General features: G+C 61.8%; 12 protein-coding genes and 1 tRNA gene. 5 read left to right on the top strand and 8 right to left on the bottom strand.

Translation table 11 applies throughout. From position 1 onward, the window contains the following. Positions 1–6: 6 nt before the first annotated feature. The gene (locus ACTHXA_RS09480) at positions 7–4,296 is read right to left on the bottom strand and encodes an AAA family ATPase (protein WP_441671711.1); all 4,290 of its coding nucleotides are present in this window, start codon (positions 4,294–4,296) and stop codon (positions 7–9) included. A 124-nt stretch (positions 4,297–4,420) separates the two neighbouring features. Here ACTHXA_RS09480 and ACTHXA_RS09475 point away from each other — a divergent pair. Together ACTHXA_RS09475 and ACTHXA_RS09470 are read left to right on the top strand one after the other, a co-directional pair. Next, positions 4,421–4,492: transfer RNA gene (locus tag ACTHXA_RS09475), tRNA-Arg, on the top strand. Between the two features lie 16 nt (positions 4,493–4,508). Continuing rightward, complete coding sequence (locus tag ACTHXA_RS09470; protein ID WP_441671709.1) at positions 4,509–5,303, top strand: thioesterase family protein; 795 nt, start codon at positions 4,509–4,511, stop codon at positions 5,301–5,303. An 81-nt stretch (positions 5,304–5,384) separates the two neighbouring features. Here ACTHXA_RS09470 and ACTHXA_RS09465 read toward each other — a convergent pair whose 3' ends face one another. Further along, positions 5,385–5,867: a hypothetical protein gene (locus tag ACTHXA_RS09465; protein WP_441671707.1), complete on the bottom strand. Its 483-nt coding sequence runs from the start codon at positions 5,865–5,867 to the stop codon at positions 5,385–5,387. A gap of 214 nt (positions 5,868–6,081) precedes the next feature. After that, positions 6,082–7,500 carry an aldehyde dehydrogenase family protein gene (locus ACTHXA_RS09460; protein WP_441671705.1) on the bottom strand — a complete coding sequence of 473 codons (1,419 nt, stop codon included), beginning with the start codon at positions 7,498–7,500 and terminating at the stop codon, positions 6,082–6,084. Between the two features lie 211 nt (positions 7,501–7,711). On the opposite strand from ACTHXA_RS09460, the gene ACTHXA_RS09455 reads away from it, so the two are divergent. Both ACTHXA_RS09455 and ACTHXA_RS09450 read left to right on the top strand, forming a co-directional pair. Beyond that, on the top strand, positions 7,712–8,230 hold the full coding sequence (locus tag ACTHXA_RS09455) for an SRPBCC family protein (protein ID WP_441671704.1): 519 nt from the start codon (positions 7,712–7,714) through the stop codon (positions 8,228–8,230). Positions 8,231–8,495: 265 nt separating this feature from the next. Next, complete coding sequence (locus ACTHXA_RS09450; protein ID WP_441671702.1) at positions 8,496–10,220, top strand: DUF222 domain-containing protein; 1,725 nt, start codon at positions 8,496–8,498, stop codon at positions 10,218–10,220. A 9-nt stretch (positions 10,221–10,229) separates the two neighbouring features. Here ACTHXA_RS09450 and ACTHXA_RS09445 read toward each other — a convergent pair whose 3' ends face one another. From ACTHXA_RS09445 to ACTHXA_RS09435, 3 genes are all read right to left on the bottom strand, one after another. After that, complete coding sequence (locus ACTHXA_RS09445) at positions 10,230–10,733, bottom strand: HNH endonuclease (protein ID WP_441671700.1); 504 nt, start codon at positions 10,731–10,733, stop codon at positions 10,230–10,232. Between the two features lie 493 nt (positions 10,734–11,226). Next, positions 11,227–12,345: a C40 family peptidase gene (locus ACTHXA_RS09440; RefSeq protein ID WP_441671698.1), complete on the bottom strand. Its 1,119-nt coding sequence runs from the start codon at positions 12,343–12,345 to the stop codon at positions 11,227–11,229. A 580-nt stretch (positions 12,346–12,925) separates the two neighbouring features. Next, entirely contained in the window at positions 12,926–13,609 is a 684-nt protein-coding gene (locus tag ACTHXA_RS09435) for a metal-dependent transcriptional regulator (RefSeq protein WP_441671696.1), read from the bottom strand. 118 nt (positions 13,610–13,727) lie between these two features. Between ACTHXA_RS09435 and serC the strand changes: the two genes are divergently transcribed. Then, a complete protein-coding gene (gene serC / locus ACTHXA_RS09430) occupies positions 13,728–14,840 on the top strand; it encodes a phosphoserine transaminase (RefSeq protein WP_441671694.1) in 1,113 nt (370 codons plus the stop codon). On the opposite strand, the gene ACTHXA_RS09425 is transcribed toward serC, so the two are convergent. Together ACTHXA_RS09425 and ACTHXA_RS09420 are read right to left on the bottom strand one after the other, a co-directional pair. Continuing rightward, positions 14,837–15,337, bottom strand: a complete 501-nt coding sequence (locus tag ACTHXA_RS09425; protein WP_441671692.1) for a DUF3027 domain-containing protein — start codon at positions 15,335–15,337, stop codon at positions 14,837–14,839. The genes serC and ACTHXA_RS09425 overlap by 4 nt on opposite strands. Continuing rightward, entirely contained in the window at positions 15,330–15,713 is a 384-nt protein-coding gene (locus tag ACTHXA_RS09420; RefSeq protein WP_441671690.1) for a cold-shock protein, read from the bottom strand. Before ACTHXA_RS09420 ends, ACTHXA_RS09425 begins: the two co-directional genes overlap by 8 nt. Between the last annotated feature and the right edge of the window lie 103 nt (positions 15,714–15,816).

Here is a 15,816-nt window from a genome sequence, read left to right as displayed (position 1 = left end):
TAGTTTCTACTCCTGCGTGGTCTCCGAATCGGCAACCACGTCATCAAAAGATTCTGGTCGGCGGGGAACCGAACTGGTCCCCACTTCGAGTTCCGCACGCGGTTGAACCGTATCAGTTCCGTCGGTGATCTCTCCAGCGACCGGTGCCTGCTCCTCGGGCATCGGCACTTCGAGCGCCACCGCGATTCGCCTCGCTACCGATTCCGGGTTCGCGAAGAGTTCAAACGCGTGAACGCGGAGGTAGTACCAACCGAGCCGCTTGAGCAGGTCGGGGCGCAGGCGAAGTGACTCACGCAGCGTGGTCTGCCCGGTGGCGTGCACGCGACCTTCCAGGTCGATGGCAATGGCGCGATTACCGTAGGCCGCGGCAAGCGGGATTCGTCCGCGATAGTCGAGTGCGACGCGCATCCCAAAGCTCCCGAGCCTACGCGCGAGGTCTACGAGCATCGGCGCACGCTGCTCATCCAGCGGTGCCGCGCCACCGGGACGCTCGGTTCGGCTGGCCAGCTCGGCAAGAATCTGCGCAAAGCCAATCGCGCCCGCTGTCATGCGCTGGATATCGAGCTGATCGGCTCGCACACAGGTCACGATCACCAGTGAGCGGCGGGCGCGAGTCATTGCAATGGCGAGTGCCTTCTCCCCGAGCGGAGTCCCAAGCACCCCGAACTCAGAGAGCACTCGACCGTGCGGGGTGATGCCGTAGCCGAGGGAGAAAATCACCCGGTCGCGTGACTGCGCCGCGGCACCCTCAATGGTGGTGACCACAAACGGTTCGTTTCGCGGTCGCGTAAAGAACTCCGACACATCCGAGCGCTTCGACACTGCCGACCACACGGCTTGCTCGACTCGCTGCACGTGCGCGGTCGAGGCACTCACGACCATGAGCGATTCGCGGGGGCGGCGTAGCGCATGATCGATCACGAGTTCCACGACTCGCGTGACCTCGGCGTCGGTGGCTTCCACCGAGCCCGAGTCCGGGTCGGGCAGTCCCGAGCCGCCTTCGACATAGGAATAGGTAAGGGATGAATGGCCCAGGAATGCGCCGGCCCACGGCATCGACTGGAGTCGGCCGCCGTAGAAGCGTTCGTTGACGAGTTCGGCGAGGTCTTCTCCCCCGGCTCGGTAGGAGCGGGTGAGCGACACTGTCGGCAGGAATTCAGCGAGCCGGGCAAACGCGGAGTCTTGCTCTCGGCGCGCGAGCTCCGGCGCATCCATCCCGTGGAGCTCATTTTTCTGCTCGAGAAGCGGACGGACGCCGACCGTGAACGGGGAGGGGAACTGCGTTACCGGGTCACCAAAGGCCACGACCTGATTCGCACGTCGGATCGCGCCAACCACCTCAGCGGTCGAACAGGCGGCCGCGTCGACGAGGATTACGGTGTCGAAGCGGATGCGCTCATCGATTCGCGGCACATCGTAGGGTGACGCAAGCCATACCTGGGCGACCGTGCCGGCAAGGTTCGCGGAGCGGTTGATGAGACGGTTCGATGAGACGCCGGAGCCGCGGAGCAATTCGCGGAGGGCTTTGGCTTCATCGGCCTCGTCGACCAACGCAACCTTCCACGCCTGCGCGATTTGCCAGGCGAGCTGCTTGGAACTCGATTCCGTGTGGGCATCATCCACCACCCGGAAGTCACCCTCGAGACGGGTCAGTACGCGCGTGTTCGCGTTGAGGAGTGCCTTTTCGGAAGACAGCTGCTCTTCGAGGACCGACTGCCACCACGCAAGTTCGAGTTCATCGCCGACGACCTCGGCTTCGAGGTGACGGTCCGCGAGGTCATCAAGCAGGCCACCGAGCCCCTCTGTATACAGCGCCTCGCTGAGGTTGAGCCTTTCCACGGCGTTATCCAGCACCTCGGATTGTGCCGCGAAGGATTCGAGACGCTCGTCAAGTTCTTCGAGCGGAGTATCGGCGAGCGTTGCTTCATCGACATCGCTGAGCGCATCGTCCACGGTGCGCATGAGCGCGGAGACCTCGCGCCACTGCGTGCGCGCCTGCTCGATTCCGGTCGGGACATTGGGTTGCGCCGAGTCCTGCACATAGCGGTGCCAGAGGATACGTTGGCGCTGCACATATTTCAGCGACTCGTGCAGGTCGCTGACCGGCGCACCGGGGCGCACGTACTCGCGTGCGAGGTTGCGCAGCTCCCGGCGTCGAGAGTTCGGGATGTTCGATCCTTCGCGTCGCGAACCTGTCGCCTCAATGAGTTCCGACAGTTCCGCGTCGAATATTTCTGGGGTGAATCGATCGAGGGTCTCGCGGATGTCCGCGAGCAGGCGTAGGTAGACGCCGAGTTCTGCGAAGGTGCGGGGCTCGCGCAAATTGGTTTGCGCGACGATCTTGCGCCCCTGGTCGACGGCGTCACCCGTGCGACCGTCGGCGAGCTGAACCGCGGCGCCGTGGACCTGTGCGACTTCCTCGGTCGAGGTGAACTGCACCGCATACCAGGGTGAGTCACTGGGCCCGAAGCGGAACTGGCCGAGTTCGCCGAGTTCTTGGAGTCGCTTCGCAACCGCATCGCGCTCCTGGCGGTCGGCGAGTCGGATGAGCACCTCGCGGTCGAGTCGCGCAGTGGTCGATGGCGGAATATCGAGCAATTCGAGTCGGCTCAGCTCTTCCAGCACATCCAGCGGCGAGACACCGAATTCCGGGGTTTGTTTGCTCAGGGCGCTGCGGTAGTCGGCAAGGACGTGCCGCAGTCGCACCAGGGCGTCATCGAGCTCAGCGGTGCTGGGACGCTCCGCCCGCTCATTGCGGTTGATTCCTGCGATCAGGTCACGGCGCAGTGTTCGCGGGGTGACGGCGAGCCCGTCAAGACCCACTTGCTTAAGGCGTGAGCGGATCGCGCGAGTCGACGCCGATCGTGGCGTCACCATGAGCACGCTGCGGCCACGGTCAACGAGCTGACCGATCGCGTTGACGACGGTTTGTGTGACGCCGGTGCCGGGAAGTGCTTCAACCACGAAGTTGGAGCCACCCAGAATCGTGTCGACCACACGCTCTTGCTCGGTGTCTGCATCCAGCAAGAGCCGATCGCTGGACGGGTCGCGGCGATCGGGGTTGACACTCGTTTCGGTGTGCATGGATGCGCCGAGCTGCGCACGCGCGCCCGGGTGCCCCGCGAGCGCATCGAGGATCGGATGGTTGAGGTTGTTCGCGTCGTTGACCAGTGATTCCGCGACTTCAGCAAACGTCGCGACGACCGCCCGCGCGCTCACTTCGAATCCGGGCAAGACGTGACCGATTTCACGAAGCCGGTCAAACGCATCCTCGGGGAACAGCGTCGCGTCGGGACCGGCAAGCGTCATCAGTTCGCTCGCGCGCAGGGTCACGCCCTCGTCATAAAGCGACCGCAACAGGGTGCCATTCGGCGAGAGCGCGCCGGTGATCCGCAGTTCATAGTCGCGGCCGAGGCGTCGGACCGTGGCGGAGCGCAAGAAGATTGGCGCGTTGACCTCACCGTGTTTTGAGGTCCAGGATGCGAAGCCGATGGCCAGCTTGACCGTGTTCAGCCCGCGACTGGCCTCCAGCTCCACGCCCTTTTGCGAGACCAGCATCGCGGCGTCGAGGGCATTGCGGAACGCAAGGGGTTCCCGCAGCAAGCTCGAGAGCATTGTGGGACGGCCCGAGAGTAGCGGCGCGATTCCGGAAGGGTGGGCGGTTGAGAGGTCAATATAGGTGCCGCGTCGGCTCCGGAAAGTGCGCTGCGGGCCCGGGCCGCCGATCGTTGCGAGTTCAGACCGCCAGTGCTCGTGTGCCTCCGCGAGCATTTCGCTGATGGGGCGGTCCGGTGTCAGTGGTTCGGGGGCCGGATGCTCGGTGGCGGGGCGGGCGGATGCGGCGTCTGTGGGTTGAGGTGAAGGACGTTGCGTTGGGGTCTTGCTCGAGCGCGCAAATGGTGCCGATTCATCGTTCGGCTTGAACTTGCTATTTGGCTCCGCGTCTCTGGAGTCCGTTTCCCGCCCGCTCCTGGCGTCTGCAGCCGGCCGGGCTGTCTCGGAAGCAGCCAGTGCTGGGATTTCGGCTTGCTGCTCGCCGTCGCTCGAGACCGTCACGGCATCCTTCGCGCCCTCGGATTCGGGAGCGAAGGGAGACTCATCGGCCTCGGGACGAGTCGCGCGGGCCTCTTTTACCTGATCGAGCCAGCGCGACGGGTCTTCGCCAACGCCGACACCCTCGTCGAGTTCGAGATCGCGGGCGATCTCATCGGTCTCTTGCGTTTGCGCAGCGTTATCGACCTGGTCTCGATCAGCATCGGACCGGCTATCGCTTCGCTTACGGAAAAACCCCCACACGCTCTTCAAGATAAGGGAAGAGTAGTGTCGAACCACGCACCCCGCGGGAGTTTCACGCATCCACGGGAAGAATTCAGGCCCAGACGGGCGGTACGATGGCTTTTGCGCTTTTCGTAGCGCCACTGCCTCCGTAGCTCAGTGGATAGAGCATCCCTCTCCTAAAGGGTGCGCGCGAGTTCGATTCTCGCCGGGGGCACTGAGGGAGGACCACCATGTCGGACACGAGCACCGCAGCCTATTTCACCCGCGAGTCGGAATCCGTGTTCGTCCCGACCGAACACTCCGGTGGGGCGTGGCGAGATGATGAGCTGCACCTCGCCCCGGTCGCCGGCCTCGTCATCCAAGTCATGGACCAGTGGCGGCTGCAGCACAAGGGCGCTGGGATGCTCATTTCTCGCGTCTCGCTGGAAGTGCTCGGCCAGATAATGCGCGAGCCAATGACGCTTCACACCGAAGTCATTCGTCCCGGCCGCACGATCGAACTCATCGAGACAACCGCGACAATTGGCGAACGCGCGATTATTCGAGGGCGGGCGTGGTTGCTACAGGCATCCGGCACGGCGGTGATTGAAGGTACGAGCTACGAGCCGATGCCAAACCCGGACACGATGCCGGAGTTCGACATCCAAAACACGTGGCCGGGCGGATTCATCAGCAGCCTGCAGGCATGGGCTTCGAGCCCAACAGCGGCGGGGCGAGGCAGAGCTTGGCTCCGCAGCGAGCTGCCGCTCGTTGCCGGTGAGGTTGACACGCCATTGGCCCATTTCGCGCGAGTGCTCGACGCGGCCAACGGTGTGGCGGTTCGTGAAGATCCAGGGACCTGGATGTTCCCCAACGTTGATTTCACGCTGCACCTGTTTCGGCAACCGACCGGCGACTGGACCGGCCTCGACGTGACGGTAAGTTTTGGCCCCTCGGGTCAGGGCCTCACGAGTTCGGTGGTGCACGATCTCGATGGACCGGTGGGGACGCTGCAACAGTCCCTCACGCTGCGGCCGCTCGTGTAACGGGGTCGCCGCCCGTGGTTCAGCACAGGCACCGGGCGGCGACCGAATTCGATCAGGAAACGCGCTCGCGCTGTGCTTCGCTTACTCCTCGTCGCCGATTACGACGAGCTCACCATTGAGTGCAGCGGCAACAGCCGCGCCGTTGTCAGAATTGATGATCCAATTCGGTCCGACGACATAGGTAGCGATCATTCCCAAATCGGCAAGGCCCTCTTGAGACTGTTTGAGCTGCTGTTGGGTGTCAGCTTCGCTCGCATACATCACCAGAATGTTGTTCTTTCCTTCGGAACAATATCCCTGCTCTACAGCGAGCCCAACAGCAATATCCTCTTGCCAATCGCACTCAAATCCCGCCGCGATATAGGCATCGCGAAGTTCTTCGACACTGGCAATCTCGCCGATACCGGTGTCGCTATCGGGTTCTGACGTATCTTGATCGTCATTCACGACAGCTTCTGCCGGGGTGCTGATTTCTTCCCCTTCAACCGGGTCCTCGTCGGCAGCGGGAACGCATCCAGCCAGGAGGAGCACTGCTGCGGCAACCGGGATAGCTCGTCGTTTCAATTGGCAGCCTTCCATCCGGGACGCATAAAGACCTACGTCGAAATGTCGGACACATGACGGTCAACGTTGACCGGTATTCCTCAACGTCGATCGTAGCCCAGTGGGTTCAGCATCCTTCGGCTCAGTGCTTCCACCTGCAAGCGAATGCCCATGTCGGGCGTTCGTACGAAAAAAAGAGCCGCCCGAAGGCGGCCCTTTTCTGCTATCGCGGCGGTTACTTATTGATCGTGATCACGTGCGGCTGCGCGACAGCCTTGAGGCCGGCGTCGCCGAACTCGAGACCGTAGCCAGAGGACTTCGCGCCACCGAAGGGGATGCGGGGGTCAACGCCGCCGTGGCCGTTGATCCAAGTGGTACCAGCCTCAAGACGCTTTGCGACCTCGACTGCCGCGGATGCATCCGAACCCCATACTGAGGAACCAAGGCCAACCTCGACACCGTTTGCCCACTCGATTGCTTGGTCGAGGTCTGAGTACTTGATGATCGGCAGGGCCGGGCCGAACTGCTCTTCGGCAACGAGCGGATTGTCGTTGTCGATGTCACCAACGAGAGTCGTCGGATAGAAGTAACCGGGCTGGTCTTCTTCGGGGTTGCCACCGAGGAGGATGGTCGCACCGGAGTCGCGAGCTGCGTCAACAAGCTTCGACACTACTTCGTACTGGCCCTTGTTCTGGAGCGGTCCGAGCACGTTCTGCTCATCGAGACCGTTCCCCATCGGCATGTTTTTCGCGACCTCAACGAGCGCTTCGACCGCTGCGTCATAGTCGTCTTCGTGTACGTACAGGCGCTTCATCGCGGCGCAGGTCTGTCCCGTGTTGATGAATGCACCCCAGAAAAGGTCTTCAGCAATCGACTTCACATCGGTACCGGGAAGGACGATACCGGCGTCGTTCCCACCGAGCTCGAGCGTGAGGCGAGCGATCGAGTCTGCCGCGTCACGGGCGACGATCTTGCCGACCTCAGTCGAACCGGTGAACATGACTTTGCCGATCTTCGGGTGGCTCGAAATTGCCGCACCAACCTTGCTGTTTGCGGCGACGACGTTGAGGACATCTGCGGGTAGTACCTCGTTCATGACGGCTTCGAGTGCCAGCACCGACAACGTGGTGGAACTCGCAGGCTTTGCCACGATCGCGTTGCCCATGCGCAGCGAAGGTGCCCACTGCCAGATCGAAATCATCATCGGCCAGTTCCAGGGGCTGATTGCGCCGACGATGCCGATGGGGTCGTAGTGCATTTCGGAGCGGACGCTGTCATCTTCAACGATAAGCTCGGGCTTAATTTCAAACGCTGCGTTGGCGCGGAGCCAGCCGGCGCAGGCACCGACTTCGAAGCGCGCGTTGGGTCCGTTGAGCGGCTTGCCCTGCTCTCGAGAAAGCAGCTCTGCGAGCGGCTCTGAAGCAGCCTCGATGGCGTCCGCTGCCTTGTTCAGGTAGTCACTGCGCTCAGTGTGCGAGAGCTTTGCCCACGCAACCTGCGCTGCCTCGGCACGATTGATCGCATCCTCAAGTTCTTCCGAAGTGGCCTGCGGTGCGCGGCCTACGACCTCGCCGGTGGCCGGATCGAATACTTCACGACCACCGTCAGTTGGCTGAATAGCGGCGAGGAGCTCGTCAACAGAGTTAAACGACATGTAATTTACCCTTCTTCTCTTCATTGAGCGCGGCCGCGGGGCGTGCAGCGCCAGGTATTGTCACCGTATGCGTTGCGCTTGTGCACGAGCAAGGAACTGCAGCGGTGGCGGCGCGGTCAGACAACAGTCGGTCACCCTGGGTCAATTTGCCGCTCGACTCATCACGTCTCGGTGTCAGCCTCGAGGGCAATTCCTTTCTTAGACTGGTCGCATGGCCCAATCTCTTGAAGCGTCCGCAACCGTTGCCCTCAGCCCGGAAGAGGCATTCGCACTCGCACACACCCTCGGTGCGGACCGAATCGCGTGGGATAGTCACGTAGAAAAGCGCATGCTGCTTCGGGATGCGCAGGAGCTCGGGCGCGGCGTGCAGGTGTTCGAGCGGGTCAATGACGGTCGGCGAGTGATCCTGAAATATGACGTTTGGTTTCCCGGTCAGGTCTCGAGCAATCGGATGGTCAAGGGACCATGGTGGCTCGCCGACTATGGCGAGGGCTGGCATTTCACCGAAGTTGATGGCGGCACGAAAGTCACGTGGAAGATCACGTACAAGCACGCCGCCCGCGCGCTAGGCGACCAGATTGGCGGCGTGATGAAATTGGTCTTCCGCAGCGAACTCGATCAGCGCATGGACGACTACGTTGCCGCAAGCCTCGACGCCGACCTGGTTCGCGATTCGGTGGATGCATTGCATGGTCAGTTGCCGAGGTTCGCGCGGCATCGCGATCGGTAGCGCAGCGTCACAATCGGTAGTGCAGCGTCGCGGTTTGGTTTTCGGCCGATGATGTGCTGCGTTCCGCTTATTTGCAGCGGAGAACAAGATATGTCGGTGGCTCGGTTTAATCTTTTTTCATGACCGAGCGACACCGTCCTTCACTCGTCTCCTGGCGTGGGTTCCTTTTTCTTCGATCTTGCCGACCGCAATACGCTCACCGCGCTTAGCGCGCATTGTCCGAAGCTCCAACCGCTATCGAGCCTCTGTGCAAGGAGGTGAACCCGTGACCGCCAACAACGCCTCCGAGCCGTCCAGAGTGCCATTTCCGGAGCCGACCGCCACGCACGCACCGATGATTCATCGCGGCGTCACCGCACTAACCGATGCCTGGCAGTCCGCCAGCGCAGCAGCCGGTGAGGGCGCTGCTGCGAATGAGATCAATGCTGCGAATGAGGTCAATGCTGTCGCCGATGTACTCGCGGCCTGCGATGATGCGACAGTGGTGTCACTCCTCGACGCGGCCGGTGTACTCAAACGCCAACTTGACGGTTTCCTCGCGAGCCTCGCCCACAGCATCCATAGTCGCTCGGACCGCTCTCTTGGGGCGGACGCGCTAGCGCGAGCCGCTGGACACCGCAATCCCGCACAGTTGCTTGAAGAACGGCTGCAGATTCGCATTAGCGACGCGCGTTCATTGATCGCTGTCGGCTGCTCGATTACCGGCCCGTTTCGACCGCACGATGAGCGCGGACCGGCGGAGACCGAACACGTAGCGGCGTCCTTCGCTCGCGGTGAGATCGGGCTCAGTGCCGCACACGAAATTGTCGAGTTTACGCAGCGCGTTGCACCTCGCGCCGGCCGCGAAGACATTGCCGTGGCGGAGGAATTGCTCGTCAAGAGTGCTCCCTCGTTGAATTGGCGCGGCTTACAAGTGGCGATTGATCGCGCCGAGAAGTGGATCGATCCGAACGGTGTCGCCCCGGCGATCGAAACGAAACGCGACTGCCGATCCCTCACTCTCAAGGATCACGCCGATGGCAGCCTCACGCTCAAGGGTCGGTTTGACCCCATCAGCGCAGCACCAATCCGCACCGCGCTCACGGGCGACGTGAATCACCACTTGCGCACTCACCGGGGCGAGAACATCCCGACCGGGAATGATGGACTGCCGGACAGCCTCGTCGCGGTGCCGTTACACCAATTACAGGCGGATGCGCTGAGTGCCATCTTCAAGCACAGCCTCGGTTGCGATATGAGTAAAGTTCCCGGCTCTGCGGCTAAGACCATCGTGCGTATCCCACTCGCGGCGCTCGGCGCTGAACCCATGTCGGGTGATGCCTCCACACTTGGTGAGATCGATGGCGGCGGCGTCATCGACCCCGGAACTGCTCGATTGCTCGCCGCGACCTCCGGAGTCATCCCGTCGGTGTTCAATTCCAAGAGCGTCGTGGTCGACCACGGTCGGGAGATCCGGCATTTCACAGCCCAGCAGCGGCAGATTCTTGCCGAGCGTGATGGCGGCTGCGCATTCTGCGGCCTACCCGCAGCGATGACGGAAGCTCACCACCGACGCTGGTGGAAGGCTCACGCGGGCAAGACCGATCTCGACAACGGCGTTCTCCTGTGCATGACCTGCCACCACCGCGCCCACGAAGGCTGGGACATCGTGGTCATTCCCGAACCCGGCGAGACCAACAATCGCGGTGCTGGAACAGTATGGTTCTTGCCACCTGGACGAATTGACCCGTTGCGCACACCCCGGCTCGGCGGGCGCAAGCGCTTTGATCCGGTATTTCGGTCCCAGCACCCACCGATTCCGCCACCTGAACATGCGGCCCCAAAAAATTCGACTCAGTCAGGCCCTTCGAACGTCCCGGTAACTGCCCTGCGGGCAAACACCCCGCGAACACCAAAACGCACACCGGCATCCGCGTCACTCCGATGGGGCGGGCACAAGCGAGCCGGTAATCGGCAACGCCGTAACGCGGACGAGGATCCGCCCGAATAGCGGTGCGCGCTATGCCGCGCTCGGTGCGAGGTACGCCGCCCACTGGGCCGAGTCTGCCCGGTCAGCGCCACGAACGTGCCAGTGGTGCGAAATCGGAGCGCTCGGGCGACGCCGAAGGCTCCAGCCCATCTCTTCGGGAGTCTTATCGCCCTTCACGTTATTGCAGCGCAGGCAGCATGCCACCAGGTTCTCCCACGAGTCACGGCCACCGCGCGAACGCGGCTGCACATGGTCAACCGTGTTGGCGAATTTATCGCAGTACGCGCAGCGATGACTGTCTCGCCGCAAGACACCCTTGCGTGACACTGGTGCCCGTCGAGTCATTGGGATACGCACATATTTTGTCAGCAGGATGACCTGCGGGCGCGCATGTTCATCGCTCATCGAACGCAACGGCTGCGTTTCATCCGCTTCAAGAACTGAAGCCTTGCCGCCGAGGACGAGCACCAGCGCTCGTCGATCAGACACGATGGTGATTGGCTCATAGCCGGCGTTCAAAACGAGCGTGCGCATACAGATCCTTCCATGCGGCCCCGTGGCTCGAGGCTGTCTTGGGATGCGTTGGTATCGAGGTGGGATACCCGGTTGGAAACAAGAAACGGCACCGTCACATGACGGTGCCGTTGAGTTGCGCGCGGAAAGCCAACTATGTGCTCTCTCACGGGCATCGCGATGGATATCGCGTGGAAAAAATGACGCTCAAACCCACTGCAGGCGCCCGAGCAGGCGTGAACAACCCTGGTGGGGTTGGTCTCGACCACTCGCATGATGCCTCCGGTAATCAGGTCTGGCGTGCTGTGAGCGATAGTACCCGCACTTTGCGGGCTGGCAGAGAATTTCCCCACCCACGTCACGAAAGATTCACTTTGCCGTTTACTTCGGGTTACTGGTCGGCGAGTCGCGCGACACGCGGTTCGCCGCCGTATCGGAAGCAGCGCCGGAATGGTCCCGGAAACAGCAGAACGCCCCGCTTTCACGAGGCGTTCATGCTGATTCACGCTAAAACTTAGATGCGAACGTAGTAGTAACCGCTGGTCGACGGTCCCCACTTGACGAGGTCAAGCTCGATCGAGCGGCCCCAAGTTGGCGAGTCGATCATGTAGCCGTTACCCACGTAGATACCCACGTGCTGGCCGGGCCAGATCACGAGGTCACCGGGCTGCGGGTCCGAGACACGCGTGCCCGCTGCTGCCTGCTGGTTCACGCTGCGCGGCAGGTCGATGCCGTTCTGCGCGAAGACGTACTGCACGAAGCCGGAGCAGTCCCAACCGGAAGGCGTGTTGCCGTTACCGTAGATGCCCTTGCCAACCCAGCTCTGTGCGGTGCTGACAATGCCGGTGCCCGACTGGGTCGGTGCACTATTGCTCGACGAGCTGCTGTTCGAGCTCGATGAGGAACTCGAGCTCGACGAAGAGCTGGAGCTGGAGCTGGATGAAGAGCTTGAGGTGGACTCTGAGCTCGAGTCATCCGAGCTGGCACCCGAGTTCGAAGCACCTTCGTTCGAGGCAGCCTCGTCTTCGCTCTCTTCAACCGGTGCCTCGATGACGATCTCGGTAGCCGCGGTCTGCACTGCGGTCGAGTCAAAGGTGGCCACGGAAGTCGAGGTCGACTCTGCGTCTACCTCAATCGGTGCCGCGACGGTTTCAACAGCTGCCGCTTCGTCGAGGGCTTCTTCAGCCTCGGTGCTGTCTTCGGTCGCTGCCGAAAGCAAGTTTGCCTGGTGCTCATCTGCTGCAACGTTCGCGCCCTGTCCACCAACGGTGGTCAGACCCGCTGCTGCAAGTGCGGTGATCGACGCAGCTGCGGCGAAGCCACCCACTGCGCGACGACGACGCTGAGCGATCAGCGGTGCGGGGCGAGCCGCACGTACGGTGAGTCCGCGAGCATCAAACGCTTCGGGAACCGCTACTGCGTCCTCGGCGATAGGAGCCGAGATGCGCTCGACGAGTTCCGTAGGAAGTACTGATACCAGTGCATCCATCTCGTTGCGCTCAATCTCGCCAGTGTCTTTCGGCTGCGCAACGGGCGCTGCGCCCGCGATCGGACGAACGCCAGTGCGGCGCTCCATCTCACGAGCCTGACGACGAGTGAGCGGCGCGGTGCCGGTCTGCATGGTTTCGTTCAAAGTTCGACCCTCCACGTCGCTCGGCATATAGCCGCCCGCCCCACAAAGTGCTGTGGATGTGCATTGTCGAGGAGCGGGATTGCGACGCCTCAACATGACCTGAACACGGTTGTGTTCGTCGATAAATACAACAGTAACGAAAGATCTCGGAAATGTCACGTCTTGGTGACAAATTTCTCACGAATTTATAACGGAGCCGGATTTCGTATGGAATTGCAGTGCGGAGGACCGCTGACTCGGGAACCGAATCTGCTCCTTCCCGCAGAATTGCGGGGGTAGAGCGGGCCGCGGAGAGCGACCTCGTCAACCTTACACCAGATCGACCGACTTGGACGACCGCGCCGCACACCCGTAAGTACTCAGCACGAACTCGGGGTTGATAACGGTGAGATATCCGGAAATAACTTTTTCGCTACGGCGTGGCAGGTGTCATCACGAACGGGGCATGCTGCCGCAGTGGCAGGTCACGAGTACGCAACGCCGCCGGTGCACGGTAACTCACGGCAACGGCCCAGCGCATGACAACGGCCCAGCGCATGACGACGCTGCCAGCGCATGCTGACTCACGACGCTCGTGAACTTACTTCGCCACGTAGATATGCCGCGCGGTGTCCTGCGGAATAATCACGCCCGAGGTGTGACCGTCCAGCGACACAATCAATCGTTCGCCAGCTCGCTCAATCGTGATGCGAGCACCGGGAAAGATACCGCCACCGTGCAGCATTGCGAGCGTGTCGAGATCCGCCTGAACCGGTTCGCCAAGCCGACGCACCTCCAGTACCTGAGCATCCGGAGTCACTTCGCTCAGTGGCCGGACGCCTTCGAGAAAATAGTCGCTGGCCGACCTGCCATCGTCATTCGCGCCGGGAATGGGAGTGCCATAGGGCGAGTGCGTGGGCTGACCCAGGAGGTCGAAGATTCGATCTTCCGCCTCATCACTCATCACGTGTTCCCAGCGGCACGCTTCTTCGTGCACCTGGGACAGGTCAAGCCCAATCACATTCGCAAGTAGCGATTCGGCGATGCGGTGTTTGCGCATCACGCGAATGGCTTTCTCGCGACCGAGTTCGCTCAACACCAGTCGACGGTCGGCAGCGACCTCGACCAAGCCATCCCGTTCCATCCTCGCGATGGTTTGCGAGACCGTCGGCCCAGAGTGCCCAAGCCGTTCCGAAATGCGCGCACGCAGCGGAACTATGCCCTCTTCCTCAAGGTCGAGAATGGTGCGGAGATACATCTCGGTCGTATCAATTAGATCTGTCACAGTCATTCCCTCCCCTCATCCCCGTCTCTGTGATGCATGGTTATGTTCAAGTATGACGCCACTCGCACGGAGCAAGCCTACCGACAGCAACCGTCACAATCGCTCTAGGCTAGTAATCATGACCGATATTCGTATTCCGGCCGACCTTCTTCCCCACGATGGGAGATTCGGATCTGGACCTTCACGCGTACGCCCTCAGCAGTTCGACGATCTCATGAACCGTGCCAAAACGGTGGTAGGCACTTCGCATCGACAGCAACCGGTGAAACAACTTGTGGGAGATATTCGCGAGGGAATCTCCGCGCTGTACCGACTGCCAGACGGCTACGAGGTAATTCTTGCCAATGGTGGTGCCAGCGCGTTTTGGGACTCCGCGGCATTTGGCCTCATCGAGCGACGCGCACAAACCGCAGTGTTTGGAGAGTTTGGCGGGAAGTTCGCGAAAGCTGCTGCGGCACCCTGGCTCGACGCGCCGGATGTGCGCGAAGCCCCCGCAGGGTCGGTCGCGTTGCTCGAGGCTGCCGAGGGCATTGACCTATACGCAACACCGCACAATGAGACGTCTACCGGTGCGATGGCTCCGGTACGGCGAGTCGCTGCCGACGGCGCACTCACGATGATTGATGCCACCAGCGCGGCAGGCGGCATCGACCTGGACGTCACCGAATCCGACATCTACTACTTCTCACCGCAGAAGAACTTCGGCTCGGATGGTGGGCTCTGGCTCGCAATTGTCTCGCCCGCTGCGATAGACCGCATTGAGCGCATCGCCGCATCCGAGCGATACATCCCCGAGTTCCTGAGCCTCAAGAATGCGGTGGATAACTCGCGCAAGAACCAAACTCTGAACACGCCCGCGGTCGCGTCACTTTCGCTGCTTGAGTCACAAGTGCGGTGGATGAATGACCACGGCGGACTTGAATTCGTTGATTCCCGGACGCGGGAATCCTCCGACACCCTCTATGAGTGGATTACTCACAATGAGTGGGCCACCGCATTCGTTCAGGATGAGCAATACCGGTCGCAGGTGGTCGTGACCGTTGATCTTGATGAGTCGGTCAACGCATCACGCGTCACCTCGGTACTGCGCGCGAACGGGATTGTGGATATCGACCCGTATCGCAAACTGGGACGCAACCAGTTGCGCGTCGGCACGTTCGCGTCTGTGGACCCGCTCGACGTCGGCAGCCTTGCTGACTGCATCACCTACGTCGTTGCGCGCCTGGACTAATCCGCCGAGGCCTCCGCTACCGAACCCTCCGGCTCGGTAGTGGCCCCGGACTCGGCTGAGCCCTCCGACTTTGCCGAGTCCGTGCGGCGACGCGTGCGGGTTCGCGTGCGTTTGCGCGTCCGGATGCGCGGCGCACGCTCGGCGGTCTCCTCGCTGGCAGCCTCTTCACCTTCTGGCAAGGGGTTGCCCTGCGAGTCGTGCGTCGCCCGGAAACGGGCCAGACGCTTCGCCCAGGGCACCCACTCGGGCGCGAGCAACGCATCCGCATCGGGCAAGAGCCCGCATTCAAGAACGGTCGGCGCCTCGGCCCCGTCTACCTGGGTGAGCGTGACGGTCCACCACCAGTCACGAAACCCGGGAGAGTTCGACACGAATCGAAGCGAATACACCCCTTCGCCCTCGTCAACGACATCGTGAAAATTGCCGACGAACTTCCGCTCGGTAATTTCCCGCAGTGCGGCTTCCGCGAGCGCGATGGACTCCTCAGAATCACGCATCGAGTTCATCCGCAACGCGGCGCAGCATCGCCGCAATCTTCGTCCCACTCCCCGACTGCGGGTACTGACCGCGGCGCAGCTGGCCGCCCACCTTATCGAGCACCTTGACCAGGTCTTCGACGATCACGGCCATGTCATCAGCCGACTTACGCTTCATCTTCACGACCGATGCAGGTGCATCGATCACCCGAACGGAAAGTGCCTGTGCACCCTTTCTTCCGTCAGCAATCCCGTACTCGAGCCGGGTACCGGCCTTGAGTGCCGTCACCTCGGGCGGCAGCGCGGTGACGTGCAGGAACACTTCCTGACCGTCATCACCCTGGATGAACCCAAATCCCTTGTCGGCGTCATAAAATTTCACCTTGCCCGTTGGCATGGCACTTCTCCTTGTGCGCTCCCGGATCGGCAAGCGCGTCGTTACTTAATATGGAAAATCGTGGCGCAGTGGCACCAGTGAGCACGGAATCAACCGCGAGCCC

This window comes from Gulosibacter sp. (assembly GCF_052090685.1).
Taxonomy (GTDB): domain Bacteria; phylum Actinomycetota; class Actinomycetes; order Actinomycetales; family Microbacteriaceae; genus Gulosibacter.
Note: the sequence above shows the minus strand (reverse complement) of the source record. Positions and strands in the feature narration are given on the sequence as shown.

Bases quoted from the DNA above. Each gene is read 5' to 3' on its own strand.
- ACTHXA_RS09460 (WP_441671705.1), bottom strand. From the start codon at position 7,500: ATGTCGTTTAACTCTGTTGACGAGCTCCTCGCCGCTATTCAGCCAACT.
- ACTHXA_RS09420 (WP_441671690.1), bottom strand. From the start codon at position 15,713: ATGCCAACGGGCAAGGTGAAATTTTATGACGCCGACAAGGGATTTGGG.
- ACTHXA_RS09445 (WP_441671700.1), bottom strand. From the start codon at position 10,733: ATGCGCACGCTCGTTTTGAACGCCGGCTATGAGCCAATCACCATCGTG.
- serC (WP_441671694.1), top strand. From the start codon at position 13,728: ATGACCGATATTCGTATTCCGGCCGACCTTCTTCCCCACGATGGGAGA.
- ACTHXA_RS09455 (WP_441671704.1), top strand. From the start codon at position 7,712: ATGGCCCAATCTCTTGAAGCGTCCGCAACCGTTGCCCTCAGCCCGGAA.
- ACTHXA_RS09470 (WP_441671709.1), top strand. From the start codon at position 4,509: ATGTCGGACACGAGCACCGCAGCCTATTTCACCCGCGAGTCGGAATCC.
- ACTHXA_RS09425 (WP_441671692.1), bottom strand. From the start codon at position 15,337: ATGCGTGATTCTGAGGAGTCCATCGCGCTCGCGGAAGCCGCACTGCGG.